Source organism: Arthrobacter sp. NPDC056886, from assembly GCF_042788715.1.
Taxonomy (GTDB): domain Bacteria; phylum Actinomycetota; class Actinomycetes; order Actinomycetales; family Micrococcaceae; genus Arthrobacter.
The window spans coordinates 480,277-504,533 of record NZ_JBHUBT010000002.1; the positions used below are offsets into that span (position 1 = coordinate 480,277).

The window sequence follows — 24,257 nt, forward strand, 5'->3', positions numbered from 1 at the left end:
TCTAAATCTAGATCAGTTCTGTGAGGGTATCGCTCTGGCGGACCAGTTCGTGGTCATGTGAAGCGACCAGCACGGCAATGCCGTCCGAGGTGGTGTCCTTGAGGATGCTGATGATGCGGTTGGCCGCGGCACGGTCCAGGCTGGCCGTGGGTTCGTCGACCACCAGGACGCGGGTGCCGAGGATGAGCGCGCGGGCGATCGCCACGCGCTGGCGTTCACCGCCGGAGAGCTGCGCCGGGCGGTGGCGCATGCGCCGGCCCAGGCCTACGAGGTCCAGGAGATCCTTGGCCATGTCGCGGCGCTTCTCCACCTCGCCGTCGGGCACGGCCGGCAGCAGGACGTTCTCCAGCGCGCTCATCCCGTCGATCAGGGCGCCGCCCTGGTCAACGTAGCCGATCAGGGCACGGCGGCGGTCGGCGATCTCGTCGTCGCCCATGGTCTCGAGCGAGTCGCCTTCCCAGAACACCCGGCCCGACGTCGGCAGGGTCAGTCCCGCGCCGACGGTCAGGATGCTTGTCTTGCCCGAGCCGGAGCGGCCGGCGACGCAGTGCATTTCGCCGGCGTGCAGCGTCATGTTGAAGTCGTCCACGACGTTGACGGCCTCGGCACCGCCCTTGCCGCCGCCGTAGTGGATGGTGATGTTGCTCAGTTCCAGTGGCGTGGCGTGGTCCGCGGCCTTCACGATCGTGTTGGCGCGGGTCTTGTGCGCACCGCGACGGGTGCTGGCGGTCATCCGGTCGTGTGCCTCCCGGTCAAGGTTCAGCTCGTTAGTCATTGGACCACTTTCGTTGCAATCGGAATCCAGCAAAGTACAGCCACGAGACCGGCAATTGCGGCCCACAGCGCGGCATAGGGGGCGAGAAGGAGGCCGACCCCGAGGGCGCCCACGATGCCGAGGGGCAGCGCGACGGCTCCCACCATGGCGTTCTCAAATAGTCGGACCTGGCCCAGCATGTCCGGGTTCCAGCCCATGGCCCGCAGCGTACCGAGGTACTGGCGCTTGGCCTGCAGCTCGAAGCGCCCGGTGACCATGGTCAGCAGCAGCCCGACGGCAACGCCGGACACGCCCAGGATGATGCTCGGGAGCGCGATGCTGGCCGCGGCCAGCCCGCCGAGGGCGCTGGCGCCGGCGGCCCGGGGAATGTCGATCAGCAGGGCGACCAGTCCGCCGACGGCCGCGCCGAAGACACCGACTGCAACGGCCAGCGAGATGGTGTTGAACTTGTTGGTGCTCAGCTGCCGGTTGGCGAAGGTCAGCGGGGAATCGACCGCAATGAGCCGTTCATCGTGTTGCGGCTCCTGGTCCACTTCGTCGCGGTGGCGCAGTTGCTGCGCCGCGACGAACGCCGCACCCACGTACAGCACCAGGACCGACGCCGAGACCACCGCGGTGGCGGCGCTCCAGGTGATCAGGCTCAGGGCGACGCCGACGACGGCCAGCAGCGCGGCGCCGACGCCGAATTCGGCCAGCACCCAGGAGCGGATCTTGCGCTGGGTCCAGCCCATGGCACGCAGGGTTCCGGCCTCGCTGCGCCGTTTGCGGATGTAGCTGACGGTGGAGGCGCCGGTCAGGAGGGCGGCGCCGCAGAGGGTCAGGAACAGCAGGGTCAGGTTCGTGCCGGTCAGGGAGCCGGAAACGGCGTCAGCGGCGTCCTGGCGGACCCACGACTGCTGCACGGTGCCCAGCGGAGATTCCTTGCCGGCGCCGTCCTTCGAGTAGCCGGGAACGGCGATGTTGGCGTCTTCGCGGGCCGAACCGGCCACGACGGTGGCCTGCAGGCCCATGTCGCGGATCTCGTTCGCGAGTTTTTCCACCTCGGGCTGCGCCTGCTTCCAGCTGCCCGGAACGTTGGCGCGGACGCGGACGGCGTCGATCACGGAGGCGTTCTTCTCATAGCCGCGGGCGGCCGCGAGGCCGTAGTAGTCGGTGATGGCACCGGCGGACTGGCTGACCAGTCCCGTGGCGCTCAGCGAGGGCTTGAGTTCGGTGTTGACGTCCGTGCCGGACGCGTCCTTGGTCAGGGTGAACGGCGCGGGGTCGTAGCCGCCCAGCGGCAGCCGGTTGACGTCGCCGGCGGCGTCCTTGACGTTTGCGGCGTCGAAGGTGCCGTAGACCATGGCCAGCGGCGTGGCCAGCTTCTTGCCGGTCTCGAGGTTCTGCCGGTAGGAGCGCTCGTCCACGGGGTCGCGCTGGGTCTGGTCGACGGCGGCGCCGTTGGCGGCCTTGTCCGGGAGGCGGTTCACAGTGACCCAGTCACCGGGGGTGGCGCTCTTGTCCACGGCGCCGTTGGCGGCGGCTTCGCCGTCCTTGTATGCCGGGGCGGCGGCAAAGTTGGTGCTCCAGGTGGCGGGGTTGTAGAGGCCCTGGCTGAAGGACCCGGTGTCACCCATGAGCTGGGAGAGGTCCTTGGACCCGGGCCAGGCGAGTGCGAACGGGGACTTCGACACGAACGGCAGGTAGTCCTTGTCCAGCGAGCGGGTCACGGTGCCGACGTCCTTGGTGACGTTGCCGGAGCCGTCGATTTCCTCGATCTTGACCGAGTACTTCAGGTCCAGGGCGGTCCCTGAGCGAACGATCAGCGGGATGGCCTGCGAATCGGCGGTGAGCTGGCCGTCGCGCTTGGCCTGCTGGTACTGGGTCATCAGCGGTGCCCAGTACTTGAGCTTGACGCCGAGGAAGTCCGGGCCTTCCTTGAGTTGTTCCATAGAGATGCCGTTGGTGAAGAGGCTCTCGAAGTGCCGGCCGATCGCGCCGGCGTTGCGGGCGTCCGCGGGCGGGGCCTTTTCCAACGGGGCCAGGAAGTCGCCGGCTCCGCCGAGCAGGGCGCGTTCGGAGACGGGGTCGACGGCGACGACGGACTCGGTCACCTGCGGCGCCATGGGAAGGGAGACGGAGAGGTTGAAGAGATTGTGTTCGGAGCCGCCGGCCGGGGTGGGGAACTTGATGCCCGTCTCGCCGTCCGGGCCCTGGATGCGGACGTTCTTGCCGCCTTCAACCTGCTCTTCGACGAGCTTCGCCTTGCCGAGGGAGCCTTCTGCCGTGGTCTTGAACAGGGTCTGGTCGGAGTGGCCGTCGGAGCTGACGGCGCTGGCGGTGAGGCGGTATTTTTTCGGCGTGTCGTTCAGCACCGATTCCGCTGCCGGCCACTTGCTCGGGTCCGTGGCGGTCGGGTCGCCGGACGTGCCCGCGAGGCCCGCGTTGAAGCCGAGGTAGTCGGTGGCGTCCAGCCGCGGCGATTCCAGGTTCTGCGTCACGCGCGAGACCAGGCTGATGGGTGCCGCCACGGAGGTGCCAGAGAGCTTGCGGATCGAATCCAGCTGCTCGAAGCTGATGCCGCCCTGGCCGGTGGCGATGTCCGGCTGCATCAGGCCGCCGTTGTCATCGGCCTTGGCCTGGACCAGGACGTCATAGAGGCCCCGGGAGTTTTGATCCACGGTCCTGTTCAGCGCCGCCTGGGACTGACCCTGGACGAGCACGGACAGGCACATGGCGACGATCAAAATGGACGCGGTCAACAGAAGCACTCTGCTTCTGATGAACCTCTGGACGGCGTTCATTGGGCTCCTGAAAGCTGGATTGCGTGCGCACGCCGCAGTTCATTTCCTGCGGAAGTGAAGGCGTCCCGTGCCGGGCGTGCAAAAGTAAAGGCCGGTCTGCCGGCCAAGACCCGAAATTCGGTCCTAGCCATTGTACGCAGACCGGCCGGCCGCTTATGGCCGCCGGCGGCGGTCATGCCGCCGCCGGCGCCCTGCGGGGAGGATTTCAGTCCTCGAGGTCAACCTCACGGACCATGTCAGCGCCGATCCCGGCCTTGATCGCATCAAGGACCTGCTGGGGAACGGAGCTGTCGATGGTCAGCAGGGCCAGCACCTGGCCGCCCTCTGCCTGGCGCGCCACCTGCATGCCGGCGATGTTGATGTTGTTCATGCCCAGGATGTGGCCGATCGTGCCGATCACGCCGGGGCGGTCCGAGTAGGCAACCACCACGAGGTGTTCGCTGATCGGGATCTCCACCTCGTAGCCGTTGACGCCGACCAGTTTCTGGATCTGCTTCGGGCCCGTCAGGGTTCCGGCGACGGAGATCTGGCTGCCGTCGCTGAGGGCGCCGCGCAGGGTCAGGACGTTGCGGTACGACTCGGTGTCCGGAGTGGTGATGAGGCGGACGTTGATGCCGCGCTGCTCGGCGATCACGGGGGCGTTGACGTAGGAGACCTGCTCGGTCACGACGTCGGCGAAGATGCCCTTAAGCGCCGCGAGTTCCAGGACCTTGACGTCCAGCGAGGAGATCTCCCCCGCCACCTCGACGTCGAACTGTGTTAGGGACGCGTGGGTCAGCGCGGTGAAGATGCGGCCCAGCTTTTCGATCAGCGGGATGCCGGGGCGGACGTCCGGTGCGATGACGCCGCCGGCGACGTTGACGGCGTCGGGGACCAGTTCGCCGGCCAGTGCCAGGCGGACGGACTTGGCGACGGAAACGCCGGCCTTCTCCTGGGCCTCGTCGGTGGAGGCGCCCAGGTGCGGGGTCACCACGACGTTGTCGAGCTTGAAGAACGGCAGGTCGGTGCTGGGTTCCTTATGGAACACGTCGATGCCGGCGCCGGCGATGTCACCGGCCTGCAGCGCGGTGTAGAGGGCTTCCTCGTCCACCAGGCCGCCGCGGGCGACGTTGATGACGTACGCCGTGCTCTTCATCTTCTTGAAGGCGTCCGCGCCGAGCATGCCGACGGTTTCCGGGGTCTTGGGCATGTGGATGGTGATGAAGTCCGACTGCGCAAGGAGCTCGTCGAGCGTCACCAGCTGGACGCCGAGCTGGGCGGCCCGGGCGGAGGTGATGTAGGGGTCGTACGCGAGGATCTTGGTGTCGAAGCCCTTCAGGCGGGCTGCCACCAGGGCGCCGATCCGGCCCAGGCCGATGATGCCGATCTTCTTCTCGAAGAGCTCGATGCCGGTGTACTTGGAGCGCTTCCACTCCCCGTCCTTGAGGGCAGAGCTGGCCTGCGGGATGTGGCGGGCGAGGCTGAGGATGTGGCCGACAGTCAGTTCCGCGGCGGAGACGATGTTCGAGGTCGGCGCGTTGACCACCATGACGCCGGCCTGCGTGGCCGCCTTGATGTCGACATTGTCCAGGCCCACGCCGGCACGGGCGATCACCTTGAGGTTCTTGGCGGCGGAGATGGCCTCGGCGTCCAGCTGGGTGGCGGAGCGGACCAGGATCGCGTCGACGTCGGCGATCGCGGAGAGCAGCTGGGAACGGTCGGAGCCGTCAGTCTGGCGGATTTCAAAGTCCGGGCCGAGGGCCTCGACTGTGGCAGGTGAAAGTTCCTCAGCGAGGAGTACTACAGGTTTGGTGCTTGTCACCGGTGACCTCTTTAGCTCTCTTGTGTATCTGGTGGGGATTTTGGTGAATCGGGTGGTGCTGGTGATGCGGGTGGTGCTGGACAGCAGGGAAGCCGGACCCCAGGTTATGGTGTCCGGCTCCCCTGCCGGGCAATGCCTAGCGGGCGACTGAACCTTCGGTGTAGTCGTCCTCGTTCTTGATCCAGGAGAACAGCTTGCGCAGTTCGCGGCCGGTGGCCTCGATCGGGTGGTCCTCACCCTTCTTGCGCAGTGCCTTGAACTCCGGCGCGCCGGCGTCCTGGTCATCGATGAAGCGCTTGGCGAAGGTGCCGTCCTGGATGTCCGCCAGGACAGCCTTCATGTTTTCCTTCACCTGCGGGGTGATGACGCGCGGGCCGGAGACGTAGTCGCCGTATTCCGCGGTGTCGGAGACGCTCCAGCGCTGCTTGGCGATGCCGCCCTCGACCATGAGGTCGACGATCAGCTTGAGCTCGTGCAGGACCTCGAAGTAGGCGACCTCGGGCTTGTAGCCGGCCTCGGTGAGGGTCTCGAAGCCGTACTGGATCAGCTGCGAGGCGCCGCCGCAGAGGACAGCCTGCTCGCCGAAGAGGTCGGTTTCGGTCTCTTCGGTGAAGGTGGTCTCGATGACGCCCGCACGGGTGCCGCCGATCGCCTTGGCGTAGGACAGGGCCAGTTCCTTGGCCTTGCCGGACGGGTTCTGCTCGACGGCGATCAGGTCCGGCACGCCGCGGCCGGCTTCGAACTCGCGGCGCACGATGTGGCCCGGGCCCTTGGGGGCAACGAGGGCGACGTCGACGTCGGCCGGGGGCTGGATGTAGCCGTAGCGGATGTTGAAGCCGTGGCCGAAGAACAGGGCGTCGCCCGGCTGCAGGTTCGGGGCGATGTCCTCGGCGTAGACGTGGCGCTGGACCTGGTCCGGCGTGAGAACCATGATGAGGTCGGCCTCGGCGACGGCCTCGGCAACGTTCAGGACGCGCAGGCCCTCGGCCTCCGCCTTGGCACGGGACTTCGAGCCTTCCTTCAGGCCGACGCGGACGTCAACGCCGGAATCGCGCAGGCTGAGGGCGTGGGCGTGGCCCTGGGAGCCGTAACCGATGACGGCGACAGTGCGGCCCTGGATGATCGACAGGTCGGCGTCGTCGTCGTAGAACATTTCAGTCACTGGGGTGTCTCCTTTTGAGTGGATTTCTTCGTAGATATTGTCTGTGGTGCTGCGGTACAACGGGGCGCCTGCGCTGCGCAGTTTCTTTACGCGCTGCGTAGGGCCCTGTCACTCATGGAGCGGGATCCCCGCCCAACGGCCAAGGTGCCGGACTGCACGATTTCGCGGATGCCGAAAGGCTCAAGCACTGACAACAATGCCGTGAGCTTCTCGGGGTGGCCCGTTGCCTCAATGACCACCGACTCTGTGGAGACGTCGACCACTGAAGCGCGGAACAGGTCTGCAGCCTGGGTTACCTGCAGGCGTGTTGCGGCATCCGCACGTACCTTGACCAGGATGTGGTCGCGCTGTACGGAAGATTCTGAGGTGAGCTCCACGATCTTGATCACGTTGACCAGCTTGTTCAGCTGCTTCGTGATCTGTTCGATCAGCTCGCCATCGGCGTCGACCACCACGGTCATCCGGGACATGCCCGGGACTTCGGTGGGGCCGACGGCCAGGGAATTGATGTTGAAGGCCCGGCGGGCGAAGAGGCTGGCGACGCGGGTCAGCACACCGGGCTTGTCTTCGACCAGAACGGACAATGTGTGGCGGGTCATGTTCAGTCCTCCTCTTCCCATTCCGGGGTCATGTTGCGGGCAACCTGGATCTGGTCGTTGCTGACCCCGGCGGGGACCATCGGCCACACCATCGAGTTGGGGCTCACGACGAAGTCGATGACCACCGGGCGGTCATTGATCTCCAGTGCCTTCTGGATGGTGGCGTCGATGTCCTCGTCGCGTTCGCACCGGAAGGAAGCGCAGCCGTAGGCGTCCGCCAGCTTGACGAAGTCCGGAATGCGGACCGTGTCGTGTCCGGTGTTGAGGTCGGTATTGGAGTAGCGGCCCTCGTAGAAGAGGGTCTGCCACTGCCGGACCATGCCGAGGGAGGAGTTGTTGATGATGGCGACCTTGATGGGGATCTTGTTAATCGCGCAGGTGGCCAGTTCCTGGTTGGTCATCTGGAAGCAGCCGTCGCCGTCGATCGCCCAGACCACGCGGTCCGGCTCGCCCACCTTGGCACCCATGGCCGCCGGCACGGCGTAACCCATGGTGCCGGCGCCGCCGGAGTTGAGCCAGGCGTGCGGGCGCTCGTACTTGATGAACTGCGAGGCCCACATCTGGTGCTGCCCGACGCCGGCGACAAAGACGCCCTCGGGTCCGGTCAGGGCGCCGATGCGTTCGATGACGCGCTGGGGGGCGCTGAGCCCGTCGTCGGGCTCGGTCCAACCCAGCGGGTAGGTTTCCTTGAGGTTGTTAAGGAAGGCCCACCAGGTGGCCAGGTCCGGGGTGCCGAAGGCCTCGAACTGCAGGCGCAGGGCCTCGGTCAACTCCGGGATGATCTCCTTGACCGAGCCAACGATCGGGACATCGGCCGTGCGGTTCTTGGAGATTTCCGCCGGATCGATGTCGGCGTGGATGACCTTGGCGTTCGGGGCAAAGGACTTCAGGATGCCGGTCACCCGGTCATCGAACCGTGCGCCGAGGGTGATCAGCAGGTCGGACTGCTGCAGGGCGGTCACGGCGGACACCGTGCCGTGCATGCCCGGCATGCCCACGTGCTGCGGGTGCGAGTCCGGGAAAACGCCCCGGGCCATCAGGGTGGTCACCACGGGAGCGCCGGTCAGCTCAGCGAGTTCGCGCAGCTCGGCCGAGGCGTGGGCCTTGACCACTCCGCCGCCGACGTAGAGCACGGGCTTGCTGGCACCGGAAATGAGCCGTGCGGCCTCGCGGACCTGCTTGTTGTGGCCGCGCACCACCGGCCGGTACCCCGGGAGATCGACCTTGGGCGGCCAGGAGAACGTCATCTGGCCCTGCTGGGCGTCCTTGGCGACGTCCACCAGGACGGGGCCCGGGCGTCCGGTGGAGGCCAGATGGAAGGCCTCGGCCATCACATGCGGGATGTCGTTGGGGTCTGTGACCAGGAAGGAGTGCTTCGTGATCGGCATGGTGATACCGACGATGTCCGCTTCCTGGAATGCGTCGGTGCCGATCACACCGCTGGAGACCTGGCCCGTGATGGCCACTATCGGCACGGAGTCCATGTGGGCATCCATGATGGCGGTAACGAGGTTGGTGGCGCCGGGGCCTGAGGTGGCGATGCAGACGCCAACCCGTCCGGTGACCATGGCGTAGCCTTGCGCGGCGTGGCCGGCTCCCTGTTCGTGACGGACCAAAACGTGGTTCATTTTGGAGGCCATCAAGGGGTCATAGGTGGGCAGGATCGCGCCACCGGGCAAACCGAAAATGTCCTGGACGCCGAGTTCTTCGAGCGAGCGGACAATTGCTTGCGAACCGGTCATGACCGTCGGGGGTACGACGTTGTTCGGTCCGAGGACAGGAGAGACGGCAGCAGAGTCGACGCCGGCGTCAGCCGGACGTTCGACGCGTTCCGGAGCCTTGTGGGCTCCAGTGGACTTGGTGGCCATCAGCGAGGGGCTGATCGGCGATCCTTTGCTCATCGGACTCTTCCTTTGTGGATCTTCGGTGATCATGGAACTTCTGTGTGGTGCTGGTGGTACGGCTGGTGGTGCGGGAAATAAAAAAACCCCTCAGCCGGCGGGCTCTTCGAGGGGTTGCGCGTGACGGTTCGTTACCAGTGAAGGCTAATGAGCCACGCGCTTGGTAAGTACGACGGAAACATCTGCAGTGCTCTCAACTGCAGCGGCTCCGGCGGTAACGATCTCGATCATGCGTTCAGTTTTCCCTCTGAGTGAGACAGGTGTCAACGAGCCCGGCCCCTGTCTCACTATCTGGACAACACTGTCCACTGGTTGGTCCTCGTAGGATTCCCCTCGCCCTGGGCGCCGTACGGCGAGCCGCCCAATTAGGCGGCAAGGCTTAATAAGGGGAACGCCGAGGGCCCCGGAGTGGGCGGCGCCCAGCGCCGCACACTCCGGGAAGGCGTTACCCGTTACCCGCAGTACGCGCCGGTGGAGGCGCTGTGGACGAGCTTGGCGTACTTGGCGAGGACGCCCTTGGTGAACTTGGCCGGGAGCGGCTCCCAACCGACCTTGCGGGTCTCAAGCTCGGCCTCGTCAACGAGCAGGTCGAAGGTTCGGGCCGCGATGTCCACGCGGATCCGGTCACCGTCCTTGACGAACGCGATGGGGCCGCCGTCGACGGCTTCCGGCGCGACGTGGCCGATGCACAGGCCCGTGGTTCCGCCGGAGAACCGCCCGTCGGTCAGCAGCAGGACGTCCTTGCCGAGGCCCGCACCCTTGATGGCGCCGGTGATGGCGAGCATCTCACGCATGCCGGGGCCGCCCTTGGGGCCTTCGTAGCGGATGACGACGACGTCGCCGGCCTTGATCTTGCCGTTGTCCAGCGCGTCCAGGGCGCCCTGCTCGCGCTCGAAGACGCGGGCGGTGCCCTCGAAGACGTCGGCGTCGAAGCCGGCGCTCTTCACGACGGCGCCTTCCGGGGCCATCGAGCCGTGCAGGATGGTGATGCCGCCGGTCTTGTGGATTGGGTTGTCCAGGGCGCGGAGGATCTTGCCGTCCAGGTCCGGCGGGTTGATCGCGGCGAGGTTCTCGGCGACCGTTTTGCCGGTGACGGTGAGGCAGTCGCCGTGCAGCAGCCCGGCGTCGAGCAGTGCGCGCATGATGACCGGAACGCCGCCGATCTTGTCGACGTCGGTCATGACGTAGCGGCCGAACGGCTTCAGGTCGCCGAGGTGCGGGATCCTGTCGCCGATCCGGTTGAAGTCATCGAGCGTCAGCTCAACTTCGGCTTCGCGGGCGATGGCGAGCAGGTGCAGGACGGCGTTGGTGGAGCCGCCGAATGCCATGGTCACGGCGATGGCGTTCTCGAACGCCTTCTTCGTCATGATGTCGCGGGCGGTGATGCCCAGGCGCAGGAGGTTGACCACTGCTTCGCCGGACTTGCGGGCGAATTCGTCGCGGCGGCGGTCCGCGGAGGGCGGCGCGGCGGAGCCGGGCAGGGACATGCCCAGGGCCTCGCCGATGCAGGCCATGGTGTTGGCCGTGTACATGCCGCCACAGGCGCCTTCGCCCGGGCAGATGGCTTTTTCGATGCGGGTCAGGTCCTCGAGGCTCATCTTGCCGGCGGCGCAGGCGCCGACGGCTTCGAACGCATCGATGAGGGTGACTTCCTTTTCGGAGCCGTCCTCAAGCTTGACCCAGCCGGGCATGATGGAGCCTGCGTAGAGGAACACGGAGGCCAGGTCCAGGCGGGCCGCGGCCATCAGCATGCCGGGCAGCGACTTGTCGCAGCCCGCCAGGAGCACCGAGCCGTCGATCCGTTCGGCCTGCATGACCGTCTCGACCGAGTCGGCAATGACTTCGCGGGACACCAGGGAGAAGTGCATGCCCTCGTGGCCCATGGAGATGCCGTCGGAGACCGAGATGGTGCCGAACTGCATGGGGAACCCGCCGCCGGCGTGGACGCCTTCCTTGGCGCCCTGGGCCAGCCGGTTCAGGGAAAGGTTGCAGGGGGTGATCTCGTTCCACGAGCTCGCCACGCCGATCTGCGGCTTGGCGAAGTCGTCGTCGCCCATGCCGACCGCCCGGAACATGCCGCGCGCGGGGGCTGCGTGGATTCCATCGGTAACGACCCGGCTGCGGGGCTTGATGTCCGGCTTGGTGTCTGCTGCTGTTTGGGTGTCCTGACTCATGGCTCAAAGTCTAGGGCTCCGCCGCAGACCCCAACGACCCCACAACGGAGCGTTAAGCGGAAAACCGGGAATATTTCGATCAAATAGTGGACTCTCGTCTCACATCATGAAATAGGGGGCGGTTTTTCCTCAGGACCGGTGAGCCGCGTCACGTAGTTCCGTGGCTTCGGCGACACCCTGGGCTTCGGCCCTGAGCATGGCCAGGACCTGTTGGATGGTGGTCCGGGCAGCGACGTCCGGACGGGCCAGCGCAACGATGCTCCGGCTGGCCTTGACCCCCTCGAGCGGCCGCAGGACGAACCCCCGGCCCTGGTTGCTGACCGCTGTATACCGCGGCAGCAAGCTGAGCCCATGTCCGGCGCTGACAAGGGCTTCCAGCACGCGCAGATCCGGGAACTGCTGGGCGCGGATGGCTTGCGAGTCGGCCCGCACCTCGATCTGGCGCAGCACGGTGTCGAAGGGAAAGCCCTCGGGAACTCCCATCCACGGGAAGCCGACGACGTCCTCGGCGCACAGCGTGGCCTTGGCGGCCAAAGCGTGCCCTGCCGGCAGAGCCACATCCAGCGGTTCGTCCAGCAGCGGCACCACCGTCAGGCCCTGGCCGCCGAAGACTTCCGGACCATCCACACTGTGCGCCAGGACGATGTCGTAGTCCGCGGTCAGCCCGGCGAACCCGGCAACCCCCGGGTCCTCGAAATGCGCTTCGAACCGCAACCCTTCCACGGCCTTGACCCGGTGGAGCATGCCAGGCAGGAACATCTCCGCGGCGCTGGGAAAGAAGGCCGCCACCACGCGCGTCTGCCAGCCTCTTCGGTACGTGTCGATCGTTGCTTCTGCCCGCGCCATGGCCGTCGAGACATCTGCGGCGGCCCCTGCCATGGCCAGCCCTGCCTCGGTAAGCCGCACTCCCCTGCCGGACTTCTCCACCAGTACTACGCCCAGTTCCTCCTGCAGTGTCTTCAGCTGCTGCGACACAGCCGACGGCGTGACCTTCATGGCCTCGGCAGTGGCGCCAACGGTCCCCCGGCCGGCGAGTTCGCGCAGAATCTGCAGTCGCTTGAAATCCATGAGGCGAGGCTACACGCCGGGCCGGGTTTGATTTCGGTTCGGGCCGGATTAGCGGGCCGTCTCTGGGTTCCAGGGATGCCCGGTTTTGGCCGTCTTGAGGCTGGACAGCCGGCTCCGCGCGGACGTACCGTCAAGCATCGGCAACCATGCCTCATGGGCTGAATTCGGACAGAAAGGCTCTGCTATGGACTGGATCGTCTGGCTCGTCGTCATCATCGTGGTGGTTGCTGTGGTCTGGTGGCTGCTGAACCGCAACAAGAGCCGCCCGGGCGCAGATGCCGCCGCAGGCACCAGCAAGGACACCTCTGCCGGCACTTCGGCCGGTCCGACGGCAGCAGCCAGTCCGACGGCGGCGGCAGGTTCGGCAGCCGGCCCGACGGCGGCGGCAGGTTCGGCAGCGACCGCCGGCGGGGCCGCGGCGATGGCCGCACCGGACGCAACGCAGGCTCCTGAGCGGACAGCGTCTGAGCCGGCCGCGCCTGCCCAGGAGTCGGCAGCCGCCCCCGCGGCGCCCGAGTCATCGGCTGCCACAGCCGGCCCGACGCCCGAGCCCCAGGCCGCCGCGGAGGCTCAGGAAGCAGCAGGTACCCCGGGCACTGCTGAATGGGAGACGCAGTGGTCCGAGACCGCCCCGCCAGCGGAAACGCATACCCCAGCGGACCATCCTGAACCGGCCCACGGCGCACACGCTGCGACGGCGGAACCTGGTGCCGCAGCCGAACCGGCAACCGCGGCGGGCCATCCGGTCCACCACGCCGAATACACCGAGCCCCACGCGCCGACCCTGCCCGGCGCGGAATCGGCAGCTGCCGAAGCCGTCGAAGACACGGGCACCGGCACGGGTACAGGCACTGCGATGCCTGCCGCGGCCGCCCCCGGGTCGCAGCCCGCGTCGCTCGCTGGCGCAGAAACGACGCAGACGGCAGCCTCGTCCGAGACATCCGAGGCCTTTGCAAGCCACACGGCCGAGCCCAGCGGCCATCTGGCCACTGAGCAGCCCTACGGCGAGGGGTCAGCGGCTCCGGCAGCCGACGGAAGCGGCCCTGCTGGATTCACTGTCAAGGGCAATGCCTCGTCCATGATCTACCACGACGAGACCAGCCCGGCGTATGAAGAAACGCAGGCGGAGGTGTGGTTTGCCTCCGCAGCGCACGCCGAGGCAGCCGGGTTCCGGCCGCCGCGCCGGACGCGGCAGTAGCTGGCGGCCCAGGCCGGCGTCCCATCTCATCCCGTCCTTTGATGCTCCCCCGCTACTTTGGCAGGCGCTTCGTCGGCAGGCGCCCGTTGCGCAGGGCGGCGGCCCGGGCCGCCGCCCTGGCCGTTGCGCTGGTGTGCTTGGGCGCCTGTACCGGCGGCGGGCCAACCTCGCCCGTAGTCCAGTCCGGAGAGAGCACCGCGACCGGTTCCGGCCCAGCAAGCCCAGCGGCCGCACCGCGTGAGCCCACTGTTGCCAGCCGCATAGACGGGCTGCACCTGCCGTGGTCCACGGTCTACCTGCCCGACGGCACCGCCATCATTTCCGAGCGCGACACCGCACTGCTCAGGACCATCAAGGGTGGCCAACTGGGTACGCTCGGCAAGGTGCCCGGCGTCGTACCCGGCGGAGAAGGTGGCCTCCTGGGCCTTGCCCTTTCCCCTAACTTTGCCGAAGACCGGTACCTCTACGCCTACTTCACCGCGGCGGCGGACAACAGAATCGCCCGCATGCGGCTGGAGGAGCGCGGCGGCCGGCTAGAGCTGGGCGCCCTGCAGCCCGTTTTCACGGGGATTCCAAAGGCCGGCACGCACAACGGCGGGCGGATCCGCTTCGGGCCCGACGGTTTCCTCTACGTGGGAACGGGCGACTCGCAGCGCCGCGACCAGCCGCAAAACAGAGCGGCATTGGGCGGAAAGATCCTCCGGCTCACCGCCGACGGCCGGCCGGCGCCGGGAAACCCGTTCGGCGAGAACCCGGTCTACAGCCTCGGCCACAGGAACGTCCAAGGGTTGGCCTGGGACAGCGCGGGCCGGCTGTGGGCCAGCGAATTCGGCCCTACCGTCGACGACGAGCTCAACCTGATCGTGCCCGGCGGCAACTACGGCTGGCCGGACGTAACAGGCGCCCCGCACCGCTCCGGCTTTCTGGATGCCAAAGTGGTGTGGCCGTCGACGGCGGAATCGTCCCCCAGCGGACTGGAAATTGTCGGCAATACCGCCTATCTGGGCGCCCTGCGCGGCCAGAGACTCTGGGTTGTTCCCCTCCGGGGCGAATTCGCCGAAGAACCTGTGAGCTATTTCACGGGAAAGTACGGGCGGGTGCGCAACGTTTCACTGGCTCCTGACGGCCGGCTATGGCTCCTCAGCAACGGACAAAACCCTGATTTCGCGCTGATTTTGGACCTTCATGGCTAGCTGCAACCGACCCGCACCCCTCGATTTCACACGACAGCCAATCTCGTGTAGAGTTTCATGTCGTTGCGGAGAACAACGCGGGAAATAAAAAGCCCGCGGGGAACGAAACAGCAGCTGCACCTCTAGCTCAACTGGCAGAGCAATTGACTCTTAATCAATGGGTTCCGGGTTCGAGTCCCGGGGGGTGCACCACAGAGAAACCCCGTCCTGCAGGCCTAGCGGCCAGCGGGACGGGGTTTCTTTTTTGTTGGCGAAAGTAGCGTCCCCTCCCCCGGGTTCCCGCGGCCCCTGGAACAGAAGTACTATCTCGCCCATAGTCCGCGAGGCGCCCCATGCATTGGCAGGACGGGTCCCAGTATCGGGATGACTTGAGCGCCAGTTCGCGAGGGTCTCGGCATTAGAGGTGGCGAAGGTAGCGCTCGGGTGCCTCAAGGAACGATCGCATGTTCGTGACCATTTCCAGGTCTGACCATGCCCGAGGCCGTAGACCCCAAGGTCCGGCTTCCAGGATCTGCGCCCCAGGCAGGGCTGCCAGCACGGGCGAATGCGTAGACATGATGACCTGCGAGTTACCCGCGGCCAAAAGGTCCTTCAAGACGGCGAGGAGGGTAAGGCATCCGTTGAAGGACAACGCGGATTCGGGTTCATCGAGCACCCACAATCCGTCCCCCCGAAAGCGATCCACGGCCAACTCCAGGAACGACTCGCCATGTGACATGTCATGGAATGGGATGTCCCCGGTCCTGCTCGGGTTTTCCTCGAGATAGGTGAAAAAGCCGTGCATGGTTTCGGCGCGCAGAAAGTAGCCCCGCCTGGTGGTGCCGGCGTTCCGGAGCAGGTGGAGGTGATAGGAAAGCTCAGATTCCGTGGACCTGGTGGTGTGCCGCGCCCCAGTTGATCCCCCTTCCGGCGACAAGCCGTAGGCCAAGGCGATGGCCTCCACAAGCGTGGATTTACCGGACCCGTTTTCGCCGACCAAGATGGTGGCGGATGTCAGATCGAGTCCTTGGTCGAGGACCTGGGCGACGGGAGCCAGGGAGGCCGGCCAGATCCGACGGTCCAAAACGTTGCGTGGATCCTCCGTCAGTCGTCGGATCGGATAGTCGTGCAGGGACATGCGCCCATTCTTGCAGGCTCCATACATGGCCCCTGCGGCCTACGTCTCCTCAGCCGCCGACACAGCCATTACGCCCGAGGTCGCGGCGACCGTCGGGCACAAGTGGCTCGGGGACAGCCGCGAGGCAGCGGGAGAAGTGGAACCGTCCACGCCGGTCCTGGCAGCCCTGACGGCCGATCTGCAGGTCGTCGTGTTCTGGCCCTGGTCACGGAGCCGTGGTGGGGCGAACCTCCCTCGTGACGCCCGCCCGGCGCGCTCCCCTTAGACTGTGGCCATGACGGACTTTTCTGACAAGGTCGCCCACCAGGCCAGGCTATCGGCAGAGCAGTTGCGGCAGAGGGCGGACCTGAACGATGCTCTCGATGTTGCCAGGCCGGTGGATCACAGCGGAGTTTTCCCCGACCTCGAGGGGGCATCCGCGGCCTGCGCAGAGCTAACGTCCGCCGGGTACCTCACGACCGTGTCCGGGGAAGGCGAAATCCTGGTCGAAGCCCAAAATATCAGCACCGTCGATCCGGATGCAGTCCGTGCATTTACAGGCGAAGTCCTCGCGATCTTTGATCGCCACGGCGGCGAGTACGACGGCTGGGGTGCCCCGGTCGAGTCGGTTCTAGTGCCTCACCCGCGGCAGGGCAGCAGCCGAATCCGACGGGCCCTGCAGGGGCTTCTGGGCCCGCGGCAGTAAAGGTGCAAGCAAATCAGCGCTCCGTGAAGCCCTCAGGCACGGGAGGGTCCTCTCCATCATCGCCTCCGTCGTACGCGGCTTCTCAGTCATGCCTCCACGCAAGCAGACCGAGCGGGATGCAAGCAGGTGCACCGGGGCCTGTATTCCGGCGCCGGGGCTACAGCTGCCTTCCCCGACGGTCCCAGTCGGCCCGGCGGGCTTCCTCCTCGTCCCAGAATGGTGCGTCGCTTCTTCGGACCCGGAGCAGATACAGGAATTGCGCCATGCTAACCGCGAACCAGGCCGTGTAGATCCAGAAGGATACGGCGTCGAATCCCTTTTCGGACCACAGGTTGTTGAGGGCGAGCAATGCACTGACCACGCTCTGTCCACCGGCGGACCAGGCTCCGAACTTCCAGGAGCCGCGAGTCATCCGCGGCTCCATTCGCTTGCGCCCCGCCCTGGTCGGCACGGCGCGCCTCTAGAACCGCTCATTGATGAGCTTCAAGCCAAGCTCGCCGGTGGCGAAGTGGAGCTGACCTCGGTCAGTTCCGAGGGCCACGATCCCCCAGCTCTTCTTCAGCTCGGCCGGCCGCTTCGGGGGCGGCTCGATCTGGCCCTGGCCCTCGACGTCCGAGAACACAGTGATCTTGCCTTCGGGCTCGCCCTTATCGATGTAGTCGGGCTGGAACTTGAAGGTGCCGGAGCCGATTTCGGCGAAGCCCGGCAGCCACCGGCCCCGGAGCGAACCGGGATGCGAGTCCGCATACCGGAGTGCGCATTCGATGACGCCGCGCTCGGCATCGCGAGCCAGCCGCTCTTGCCGTTCCGGCGCCGACTTGCGGACGAGCAGGAACGACCCGAGGCCCATGATGACAACAGTTAATGCAGTGGAACCCCACCAGCCCAGGGCCTCGCGAAGGACGTCTGAAACAAACAGCGCGACGAAGAGCAGCCAGACCTGCGAGGAGATAGCCGCCTTTTCCCACCTGCCCCGGGGCGACGGTTTCAGCATCTCGACAGCCATCTCCGCATCTACTCCCCACATTGATCGTTCGTTGCCGCACCGCTGACGCGAGCCCTGCACAGCGCGGCAACGAGAAGGTGATTCGCTACCCGTGGTTGGAGGCTATTTCTCCGGTTTGAACTTGAACGCCTGCCGAAGAACAACCACGTACGCGACGGCGACACAGGCGAGCGACACGAAGATCGCGACGTACTTGCCCGAACCTTCGATCTCTCCCATTCGGCCACCCATGATCCATACGGGTCAAGTACGCAACTGCCACCCCGACGACGAACGCCGCTACGAACGCGACGGAGACTATGGCCCAGTAGCGCCCTGCGCTTCTCCTGTTGTCCCAGTTCGGTCATTACGCTCCTCTCGCCACGACGATGGACTGGTAAAGCCCAGGGTTGCTGCACCACTGACCCAAGCAGTGAGCGGAGCGGCAACAACTGTCCGAGGCCAGTCCGATGACGTCGGTCCGGGGTCTCTCGGCCGCCCCATCAGGGCCCGGGGAGTGCGACGACACTAGCTAAGTAATCCCTCGCTCTCCATCTTTAGTAGAGCGACGATGCTTGACGACAGCCAACCCGATCATGTTTGCAGCGGCAAACCCCAGCGCCGCTGCCACCAGGATCACCTTGAAAAAAATCCAAAATGGTTGGGATACATCTGTGAATAGTGCGAATATCCCTGGGACGAGTCCGGCGACGACCCCTCCGACACTGGGAAAGAATCGCTTCTCTGCTGGCTTGTCTCTTTGTTCACCGCTCATAACTTATTAGACGGCCAGTAGCCCGATGCCCAGGCAAGAGGCGATGGCGCCCCGCAACAACAAAGCCGGCGGCCTATGGCCACCGGAAGATCGATTTGGACGGTGCGGCGCAGGCCGTCTTCCCCCAACAGACATCGTGCCTCCAGACTTGGAAGTGAGTGATGTCGCTCACTTTAGACGCGGGTTTTGTCCAATGACTAGAGAAGTATGATTGTCATTTTCGTGACAAAAATCAGGACCGCCAGGGCGCGTCTTATTCCACCTGGGCCGCTAGCCGCTTCCTGAGCGTGTAGTGGTGGTTTCTTGAGGGCGACTCGTCATGTGGCCCGGTGGAGTATTTTGGTCCCGATTCGTTATTCCCAAATACGTGAGTTGAAAGTAGTCTCCACTGGGGGAAACAATCAGGCGGGGGAACTGTCTCAGCCGGCGCGTCAAGCCCGACATCACCGGTTCGAGGCAGCGCCGAGCGCTGCGGAAAAATGAGGTCTGCAGTGTTCATGAAACGCCCGCTCACTCTCGCCATGGCCGTACTGGCCCTCGCAGGTAGCGCCGTCGCCGTTTCCGCGCCAGCTGAAGCGGCCGGATACACCACCGGCGGGGCCATCGGCTCCCTTTACAACTCCCAGGGACGCACCCTGGGAGCTCCGACGTCCAACGAGTACACCGGCTACGCGGACCGGGTCCAGAACTTCCGGTACGGACTCATCTACTGGTCCCCTGCAACCGGTGCCCATTCGGTCCGGGGCGGGATCCTCGGTGAATACAGGCGTCTGGGTACCGATGCCGGCAAGCTCGGGCTGCCGATCACCGAGGAAAAGCGGACGGTCGGAGGCGGCGTCTACCAGCAGTTCAAGGGCGGGATCATCTACTGGACGCCGGCAACCGGCGCCCATGCCACGTTGGGCGCGATCCGCTCCACGTATGCACAGTACGGTGCAGAACGGTACGGAATGGGGTTCCCCACCTCGGGTGAGATCAGCGTCAAGATCGCGGGTGCAAGCTTCGTCTACCAGACCTTCGAGCACGGCATGATCTCCTGGAACGGGGTGCGGGTCCCCGTCTTCAATGAGGACCCGACCCACGCCCACGGCGTGTACGGCGACTTCTACAAGGAGTACCTCGCAGCCGGAGGGGTCAAGGTGGTCGGCTACATCTCCTCGGACCAGGTCATCGGCGTGCTCGGCGGAATATCCGGAACCGTAGCCGCTGGCGGTCAGTGGTTCCAGAACGGCGGCATCGTCTCCAAGACCGACACAGGGGTCCATTACCTCCCCAACGCCTGGCTGGACGTCATCACCCCCGAGGTGCAGGCGACCCTCGGATTCCCCACGAGCGGCGTCCACGCAGTGGCCGACGGGAAGGCAGTGGACTTCGAGAACGGGTCGATAACGCAGAGCCCGGACGGCAAGTTCACGGTCATCCCGAAGACTCCGTCGACACCACCGACCGGAACGCCGGAAAGCTCTCAGCTTCCGGGACTCACCGGGCGGGCCGGCCTTATCCCCTGACAGACAAGGGAAACCGCCGGTCCGGGCATCTCCCGGGCCGGCGGCCGCCTGCTCGTTTCGTATCAGGCATCCTCTGGTTGGTCCGGAGCCAGCATGAGGAACGACTTGAAAGACTGACCTTTGATCAGCGGTCGCATCTCGGCGAGGACACATCCATCCGTGGATGTTGGGCGAACGCATCCATGGAATCTCCGGGAAAAATAGAAAGACGACTTGAAATCCTGATTGTAAGCATGCTTAGGATGGTGTTATGGCCGAATCGAACGGCTGCCAACACCAGAGGAGGAAACACCATGGGAATAGGCGACAAGATTGAGAACGCTGCCGAGAAGGCCGGCGGCAAGGCCAAGGAAGCTGCCGGCAACGCCACAGGCGACGACCGCCTGAAGGCCGAAGGCCAGACTGACCAGGCCAAAGGCGATTTGAAGCAGGCCGGCGAGAAGGTTAAGGACGCCTTCAAGAAGGACTGACCCGAACCCAAGCGAAGGGCGCATCTCCGACAAAGAGGTGCGCCCTCCGTTTGTGCCGGACCCTCACATGACGGCCGACAACGGAGCTCCCTGTGAGCCCGAGCACGCAGGAACCTTGAACCGGCCACGGGGCGCTTGGCGTAGAGTCTGCCCAAGACATCGCAATCAAATCGAGGGATGACCAATGACAGTTAAGGGTTGGAACCCGCTGGTACTTTTGCCCGTCGCGTTCATCGTGACCTTCGTTATTTGGGCAGGTCTGCGCGTCGGACGCCGGATCTCCAGGGGCTAACGACTCGTTCCGTTAGCATCGTCTCGTGGCTGAGCGGGCCCGACGTCGACTCTGGTGTTCCGCCTCGGGTGTCCGGTGAGCGTTCCTGTCCGATCCGCACACATCCGCTAAGAACCTGCGGCCGAATGAAAGTAGTCTCCGTGAACAAGCTCCTCGCTGTCATCATGCTGGGCGCTGTCGTCTTGTCCGTTGGCGGATGTTCAACCGCCACCCCGGGCCCAGGCACAGCCGTTCCGACTCCGAGCGTGAGCTCATCCGCCGCTTCTGCGACTGTGACCACCGGCTGGGAGCTAGACACCAAGGGCGGTGCCGAACGAATCAAGGAAGCAGGCCTGCCGGTGCTCAACATGGAAGGAGCAACCGAGCACTTCCACGCCCATCTGGACGTCTTCGTGGACGGCAAACCCGTCGCTGTCCCGGCGGACATCGGCTTCAGCTTCTCCTCGACCGGGCAGCCGAACGGCATCTCGGCGTTGCACACCCACGACGAGTCGGGCATCGTCCACATTGAGGCGCCGGTCGCCGGCGACACCTATACACTCGGCCAGCTTCTGACCGAATGGGGCGTCCTGGACGGCACGGGCAAACCCGGGACCGCGCACTCAGGCACATCGGACTGGTCGGTTGCCGTGAACGGCGCGAAGCAGGACGGCCCCGCCCAGTCTGTCGTCATGAAAACCCATGACGAGGTCGTCCTGTTCTATGGGACAGCACCGGAACCGCTGCCTACCGCGTTCAAGTTCCCGGCCGGCCTCTAAGAGCCCTGTCCCCTGTGACCAAGGCCCGGCGCCTCGATGCTGTTGGCGAAAAATATTGGGAGAGCTCCTGATCACGACCGGAGCAGGCACCGCTTGGCTGGGATGTGCGTGCCACATGGACCTTCAGGTGCGCAGGAATTCGCACCAGAGCGGGTAGCGGCCGGAGATCTGTCAAGACGCCCTCGCTGCGGGTCGTGCTATGGAGACGCTCGCCATGAAATCGAAGGTGCCGGCCCGTTGACTCACCGGGGCCACGAGTGTCGACGCTTCCTCTGGCCGGGCGTGTGGCCACCGATTACGTTGTCGTGATGGCACCGAAGCGGCTTGGCACACTCCTCCTCTGCGTGGGTGCATTGAAGGTGCTTGGTGTTTGAAGTCGACTGCCTAAGAACGCAGTCCCAGATCGTCCAACTGCAGAAGGGATACGTCAGCGCTCAACTGACCCGGCCTGACCCGACGGGCGCCTGGACCGGGGCAGTGGCCGGGATAAAGATCACCGGCCAGTGAGGCCGGCGAGCCCGCGGCCGGCGCCGCCACGACCCGCGCTTACCTCCAAGACAGGCGCACCGCGACCCCTTCCCTATCCGACCAACCCATTAGGTAGTAGCCTCTCAATTACGCCGACAATGGCCAAAATATTGGGGGAATACATGAACGAGTCGAACGATCTTCGCACCGGAACAACACAGGACGGCCCGACGGAGTCGGAGGCAGCCGCCTTCCACTTGCAGCAGGGATTGAAGTACCGCCGCAATTCCATCATCATCGGCGTCATCGGCCTGTTCCTGTTCGGTATCGCCATGGGGTTCGTGGCGATCATGATGGCCCGCCGGGCCGAAGCGGCCGGGGTCAAGGCCACCGCCGGAAAAGTCCTGGGCGTGCTGGACCTCATCGGTGGCATTATCGTGATCACGATATTCGCCACCAACAGATAACGAGCGGTCCGGGCGCCGGCGTCACGCACCGGACGGGAAGGAAACCAATGAGCTTTAGAGGGTGGAACCCGCTGGCGCTCCTGCCAGTCGCATTCATAGCGATCTTCATCGTCCTGGCCGTGCGCCGTGCCCGGAAACGGAAAAGCAGAGGCTGAAGACCAGTTGATGCGTGCACACCTGACACACCATCCGTTTCCAGAAGGGTAGTCACATGCCAGACTCGGTCGGGGCGGTATCGGTCGTGAGCACAGGTGCTGTGGAGATCCGGAGGCAGCACGTCGAGGCCGATGGAAGCCCGCTGCTGTGGTGGCTGCTTACCGCCCGGGGCTGGTCGCGGCCCCGCCCGATCAATGTCTACGTGATCCACCATGAGCAAGGACTGGTTCTTTTCGACACCGGCCAAGACCGCGCATCCGTTACCGACAGCAGCTACTTCCCCCGCGGCCTCCCCGGCTTCCTTTACCGGAGGCTCGCGCGCTTCAAAATCGACGAGCAGGAAACACTTACACGGCTGCTGGCCGACATTGGTTGCGACATCGCGGCGGTCCGCTGGGCCGTACTGTCGCACCTGCATCAGGACCACATCGGCGGCCTCCGCGAACTACGGCATGCCCAGATCATCGCCTCCGCCGCCGAATGGGCATCCCTCAACCGTCCCGACGCAGCCGTCCAGGGGTTGATGCGCCGCCACATCGACCTGCCTGGCCTGTCCTGGAAGCTGCTGGAATTTCCGGTGGGACAAGGAGAGCCGCTCGGGCCGTTCAGCAGTACCCATGACCTGTTCGGCGACGGCTCATTGGTCCTGATTCCGACGCCGGGTCACACGCCGGGATCCGTTTCCCTCCTGGTCCGCCGTGCTGGAAAGCCGCCGCTACTCATGGTCGGGGACGTCACCTATGAGGAAGACCTCCTGCGGCGCGGACGGATTCCCGGCATCGGCAAAAGGAAGGCCCTGCTGGACACCACACGGGCAATCAACACTCTTCTGGCGATTCATCCCGATCTGGTCATTCTGCCTGCCCACGACCCCGGGGCTGCCGACCGCCTCGCAGCTGCCGGCTGGGCCGCCCAGATTCGGTAACCGGATGAGCTTCGCCGCGGCGGCCAAGACAAGGAGGCTCAGCTGTTCCCGGCTAGGTTTCCAGGGGCGCCGGAGGCGTCAGGCCGGCGAAGGGCTCCAACCGCTTCATGAACTCCTCCCGGTCCTCCTCTGCCAGGAGCCCGTTGGCGCCATAGCTGAGGCTCAACGTGTCCGGCTGCCAGCCAGACTCGGGAGGAGCGGCGAGGCGTTCCTGGAATAGCCCGGTTGTGTCCTTCGAGAGGTCTTGGAAGGTGAAAGAGATCCACTGGCCAGCTGGTCCCTGCGCCATCCCGGACAAGATCACTTGTGTCTCAGGCGTCAGTCCGCCAAGGTCACTCATGCGCTGCTCATCAGTCCATTGGTCGAAGGTGTCGATGACGGGCGCCGAGTATCCGTGCCTGTCGAGGACCTTTCCGATGATTTCCACCGCGCGCCGTTTGTCCGCCCACGCCCGGGGCACGCTGGTGCTCTGCGAGGGAGGCGCATTCACGGCAGTTAGAAGCGATTCACCTCCGAAGTAATTCTGAATCCGGTGGACAAATGGGTCGAAATCGTCCCGCCCACCCGGCGGGGGCGCCCACTCCAGCTGAAGCTCGGCCGTGAGGGCAGCCCGGACCTCCGCGATCATGGCCTTCCCGGCGGCATAGCCCTCCTGGGGCGTGGGTCCTTGCAGAATGTTCTGGGGATCAACTCCCGCGATGCCAGGATAGTCGCGCCAGTACACGGTGCGTTCTCGTCCATCGGTATCCGTAACCACAGTGACCCGGCCAACTGCCTGGCTGATCATGAAGTGCCCGATTGCTGCGGCGGGGATGGCGATCATGGCGCCCACGACGACGAAGATCGCAACAGTCCACCGCCTCCGGCCGGACCGGGTTCTGGAGTTCTTGGCCATCTGCTCCCCCAAGCTGTTCTTACGGCGAGGCTACAACGCCTCTGAGGGATTGGACAGCGATTCGACGGCACGCACCGCCGCCAAATATGCCTCCCGGCAGTT

22 protein-coding genes and 1 tRNA gene are annotated in these 24,257 nt (G+C 65.4%); 10 read left to right on the forward strand and 13 right to left on the reverse strand.

Annotation, left to right across the window (positions count from 1 at the left end; all coding sequences use genetic code 11):
* Positions 1-7: 7 nt before the first annotated feature.
* The 8 genes from ACFRJ8_RS05320 to ACFRJ8_RS05355 form a co-directional block, all read right to left on the reverse strand.
* Entirely contained in the window at positions 8-775 is a 768-nt protein-coding gene (locus ACFRJ8_RS05320) for an ABC transporter ATP-binding protein (RefSeq protein WP_377985106.1), read from the reverse strand.
* Positions 772-3,558, reverse strand: a complete 2,787-nt coding sequence (locus ACFRJ8_RS05325; RefSeq protein ID WP_377985107.1) for an ABC transporter permease — start codon at positions 3,556-3,558, stop codon at positions 772-774. The genes ACFRJ8_RS05320 and ACFRJ8_RS05325 overlap by 4 nt, the downstream gene beginning before the upstream one ends.
* A 205-nt stretch (positions 3,559-3,763) precedes the next feature.
* Positions 3,764-5,359: a phosphoglycerate dehydrogenase gene (gene serA, locus ACFRJ8_RS05330; RefSeq protein ID WP_377985108.1), complete on the reverse strand. Its 1,596-nt coding sequence runs from the start codon at positions 5,357-5,359 to the stop codon at positions 3,764-3,766.
* 136 nt (positions 5,360-5,495) lie between these two features.
* The gene (gene ilvC / locus ACFRJ8_RS05335; RefSeq protein ID WP_377985109.1) at positions 5,496-6,521 is read right to left on the reverse strand and encodes a ketol-acid reductoisomerase; all 1,026 of its coding nucleotides are present in this window, start codon (positions 6,519-6,521) and stop codon (positions 5,496-5,498) included.
* A gap of 86 nt (positions 6,522-6,607) precedes the next feature.
* The gene (gene ilvN / locus ACFRJ8_RS05340; RefSeq protein ID WP_069952167.1) at positions 6,608-7,120 is read right to left on the reverse strand and encodes an acetolactate synthase small subunit; all 513 of its coding nucleotides are present in this window, start codon (positions 7,118-7,120) and stop codon (positions 6,608-6,610) included.
* Positions 7,121-7,122: 2 nt separating this feature from the next.
* On the reverse strand, positions 7,123-9,021 hold the full coding sequence (locus ACFRJ8_RS05345) for an acetolactate synthase large subunit (protein ID WP_377985110.1): 1,899 nt from the start codon (positions 9,019-9,021) through the stop codon (positions 7,123-7,125).
* A 452-nt stretch (positions 9,022-9,473) separates the two neighbouring features.
* A complete protein-coding gene (ilvD, locus tag ACFRJ8_RS05350; RefSeq protein WP_377985111.1) occupies positions 9,474-11,195 on the reverse strand; it encodes a dihydroxy-acid dehydratase in 1,722 nt (573 codons plus the stop codon).
* A 129-nt stretch (positions 11,196-11,324) separates the two neighbouring features.
* Positions 11,325-12,263 carry a LysR family transcriptional regulator gene (locus ACFRJ8_RS05355; protein ID WP_377985112.1) on the reverse strand — a complete coding sequence of 313 codons (939 nt, stop codon included), beginning with the start codon at positions 12,261-12,263 and terminating at the stop codon, positions 11,325-11,327.
* Positions 12,264-12,447: 184 nt separating this feature from the next.
* Between ACFRJ8_RS05355 and ACFRJ8_RS05360 the strand changes: the two genes are divergently transcribed.
* From ACFRJ8_RS05360 to ACFRJ8_RS05370, 3 genes are all read left to right on the forward strand, one after another.
* Positions 12,448-13,461, forward strand: coding sequence for a hypothetical protein (locus ACFRJ8_RS05360; protein ID WP_377985113.1), 1,014 nt, complete (start codon positions 12,448-12,450; stop codon positions 13,459-13,461).
* A gap of 41 nt (positions 13,462-13,502) precedes the next feature.
* Positions 13,503-14,654, forward strand: coding sequence for a PQQ-dependent sugar dehydrogenase (locus ACFRJ8_RS05365; RefSeq protein WP_377985114.1), 1,152 nt, complete (start codon positions 13,503-13,505; stop codon positions 14,652-14,654).
* 116 nt (positions 14,655-14,770) lie between these two features.
* A tRNA-Lys gene (locus ACFRJ8_RS05370) sits at positions 14,771-14,846 on the forward strand.
* A 205-nt stretch (positions 14,847-15,051) separates the two neighbouring features.
* Here the strand turns inward: ACFRJ8_RS05370 and ACFRJ8_RS05375 are convergent.
* Complete coding sequence (locus ACFRJ8_RS05375; protein WP_377985115.1) at positions 15,052-15,771, reverse strand: ATP-binding cassette domain-containing protein; 720 nt, start codon at positions 15,769-15,771, stop codon at positions 15,052-15,054.
* A gap of 25 nt (positions 15,772-15,796) precedes the next feature.
* Here ACFRJ8_RS05375 and ACFRJ8_RS05380 point away from each other — a divergent pair, with 25 nt between their 5' ends.
* A complete protein-coding gene (locus ACFRJ8_RS05380; RefSeq protein WP_377985116.1) occupies positions 15,797-16,036 on the forward strand; it encodes a hypothetical protein in 240 nt (79 codons plus the stop codon).
* Positions 16,037-16,045: 9 nt separating this feature from the next.
* Positions 16,046-16,456: a ribonuclease E inhibitor RraB gene (locus ACFRJ8_RS05385; RefSeq protein WP_377985117.1), complete on the forward strand. Its 411-nt coding sequence runs from the start codon at positions 16,046-16,048 to the stop codon at positions 16,454-16,456.
* A gap of 157 nt (positions 16,457-16,613) precedes the next feature.
* Here ACFRJ8_RS05385 and ACFRJ8_RS05390 read toward each other — a convergent pair whose 3' ends face one another.
* From ACFRJ8_RS05390 to ACFRJ8_RS05400, 3 genes are all read right to left on the reverse strand, one after another.
* On the reverse strand, positions 16,614-16,868 hold the full coding sequence (locus tag ACFRJ8_RS05390) for a hypothetical protein (protein WP_377985118.1): 255 nt from the start codon (positions 16,866-16,868) through the stop codon (positions 16,614-16,616).
* Between the two features lie 48 nt (positions 16,869-16,916).
* A complete protein-coding gene (locus tag ACFRJ8_RS05395; RefSeq protein ID WP_377985119.1) occupies positions 16,917-17,462 on the reverse strand; it encodes a hypothetical protein in 546 nt (181 codons plus the stop codon).
* A gap of 511 nt (positions 17,463-17,973) precedes the next feature.
* A complete protein-coding gene (locus ACFRJ8_RS05400; protein ID WP_377985120.1) occupies positions 17,974-18,216 on the reverse strand; it encodes a hypothetical protein in 243 nt (80 codons plus the stop codon).
* A 497-nt stretch (positions 18,217-18,713) separates the two neighbouring features.
* Between ACFRJ8_RS05400 and ACFRJ8_RS05405 the strand changes: the two genes are divergently transcribed.
* The 5 genes from ACFRJ8_RS05405 to ACFRJ8_RS05425 all read left to right on the forward strand — a co-directional run bounded on the left by ACFRJ8_RS05405 (position 18,714) and on the right by ACFRJ8_RS05425 (position 23,260).
* Positions 18,714-19,724, forward strand: a complete 1,011-nt coding sequence (locus ACFRJ8_RS05405) for an LGFP repeat-containing protein (protein WP_377985190.1) — start codon at positions 18,714-18,716, stop codon at positions 19,722-19,724.
* A 293-nt stretch (positions 19,725-20,017) separates the two neighbouring features.
* On the forward strand, positions 20,018-20,194 hold the full coding sequence (locus ACFRJ8_RS05410; RefSeq protein ID WP_277523282.1) for a CsbD family protein: 177 nt from the start codon (positions 20,018-20,020) through the stop codon (positions 20,192-20,194).
* A 537-nt stretch (positions 20,195-20,731) separates the two neighbouring features.
* Positions 20,732-21,244: a hypothetical protein gene (locus tag ACFRJ8_RS05415; protein ID WP_377985121.1), complete on the forward strand. Its 513-nt coding sequence runs from the start codon at positions 20,732-20,734 to the stop codon at positions 21,242-21,244.
* Positions 21,245-21,894: 650 nt separating this feature from the next.
* Positions 21,895-22,179: a hypothetical protein gene (locus ACFRJ8_RS05420; protein WP_377985122.1), complete on the forward strand. Its 285-nt coding sequence runs from the start codon at positions 21,895-21,897 to the stop codon at positions 22,177-22,179.
* 241 nt (positions 22,180-22,420) lie between these two features.
* Entirely contained in the window at positions 22,421-23,260 is an 840-nt protein-coding gene (locus ACFRJ8_RS05425) for an N-acyl homoserine lactonase family protein (RefSeq protein WP_377985123.1), read from the forward strand.
* Positions 23,261-23,312: 52 nt separating this feature from the next.
* Here ACFRJ8_RS05425 and ACFRJ8_RS05430 read toward each other — a convergent pair whose 3' ends face one another.
* Complete coding sequence (locus tag ACFRJ8_RS05430) at positions 23,313-24,155, reverse strand: hypothetical protein (RefSeq protein WP_377985124.1); 843 nt, start codon at positions 24,153-24,155, stop codon at positions 23,313-23,315.
* Positions 24,156-24,257 lie beyond the last annotated feature (102 nt).

Excerpts from the sequence above, each read along its gene's own strand:
- ACFRJ8_RS05345 (WP_377985110.1), bottom strand. The coding sequence starts at position 9,021 with ATGAGCAAAGGATCGCCGATCAGCCCCTCGCTGATGGCCACCAAGTCC.
- ACFRJ8_RS05390 (WP_377985118.1), bottom strand. The coding sequence starts at position 16,868 with ATGACTCGCGGCTCCTGGAAGTTCGGAGCCTGGTCCGCCGGTGGACAG.
- ACFRJ8_RS05360 (WP_377985113.1), top strand. The coding sequence starts at position 12,448 with ATGGACTGGATCGTCTGGCTCGTCGTCATCATCGTGGTGGTTGCTGTG.
- ilvD (WP_377985111.1), bottom strand. The coding sequence starts at position 11,195 with ATGAGTCAGGACACCCAAACAGCAGCAGACACCAAGCCGGACATCAAG.
- ACFRJ8_RS05380 (WP_377985116.1), top strand. The coding sequence starts at position 15,797 with ATGGCCCCTGCGGCCTACGTCTCCTCAGCCGCCGACACAGCCATTACG.
- ACFRJ8_RS05405 (WP_377985190.1), top strand. The coding sequence starts at position 18,714 with ATGAAACGCCCGCTCACTCTCGCCATGGCCGTACTGGCCCTCGCAGGT.
- ACFRJ8_RS05410 (WP_277523282.1), top strand. The coding sequence starts at position 20,018 with ATGGGAATAGGCGACAAGATTGAGAACGCTGCCGAGAAGGCCGGCGGC.
- ACFRJ8_RS05320 (WP_377985106.1), bottom strand. The coding sequence starts at position 775 with ATGACTAACGAGCTGAACCTTGACCGGGAGGCACACGACCGGATGACC.
- ACFRJ8_RS05400 (WP_377985120.1), bottom strand. The coding sequence starts at position 18,216 with ATGAGCGGTGAACAAAGAGACAAGCCAGCAGAGAAGCGATTCTTTCCC.
- ilvN (WP_069952167.1), bottom strand. The coding sequence starts at position 7,120 with ATGACCCGCCACACATTGTCCGTTCTGGTCGAAGACAAGCCCGGTGTG.
- ACFRJ8_RS05395 (WP_377985119.1), bottom strand. The coding sequence starts at position 17,462 with ATGGCTGTCGAGATGCTGAAACCGTCGCCCCGGGGCAGGTGGGAAAAG.
- ACFRJ8_RS05420 (WP_377985122.1), top strand. The coding sequence starts at position 21,895 with ATGAACGAGTCGAACGATCTTCGCACCGGAACAACACAGGACGGCCCG.
- ACFRJ8_RS05325 (WP_377985107.1), bottom strand. The coding sequence starts at position 3,558 with ATGAACGCCGTCCAGAGGTTCATCAGAAGCAGAGTGCTTCTGTTGACC.
- ACFRJ8_RS05430 (WP_377985124.1), bottom strand. The coding sequence starts at position 24,155 with ATGGCCAAGAACTCCAGAACCCGGTCCGGCCGGAGGCGGTGGACTGTT.
- ACFRJ8_RS05375 (WP_377985115.1), bottom strand. The coding sequence starts at position 15,771 with ATGTCCCTGCACGACTATCCGATCCGACGACTGACGGAGGATCCACGC.
- ACFRJ8_RS05365 (WP_377985114.1), top strand. The coding sequence starts at position 13,503 with ATGCTCCCCCGCTACTTTGGCAGGCGCTTCGTCGGCAGGCGCCCGTTG.
- ACFRJ8_RS05355 (WP_377985112.1), bottom strand. The coding sequence starts at position 12,263 with ATGGATTTCAAGCGACTGCAGATTCTGCGCGAACTCGCCGGCCGGGGG.
- ACFRJ8_RS05385 (WP_377985117.1), top strand. The coding sequence starts at position 16,046 with ATGACGGACTTTTCTGACAAGGTCGCCCACCAGGCCAGGCTATCGGCA.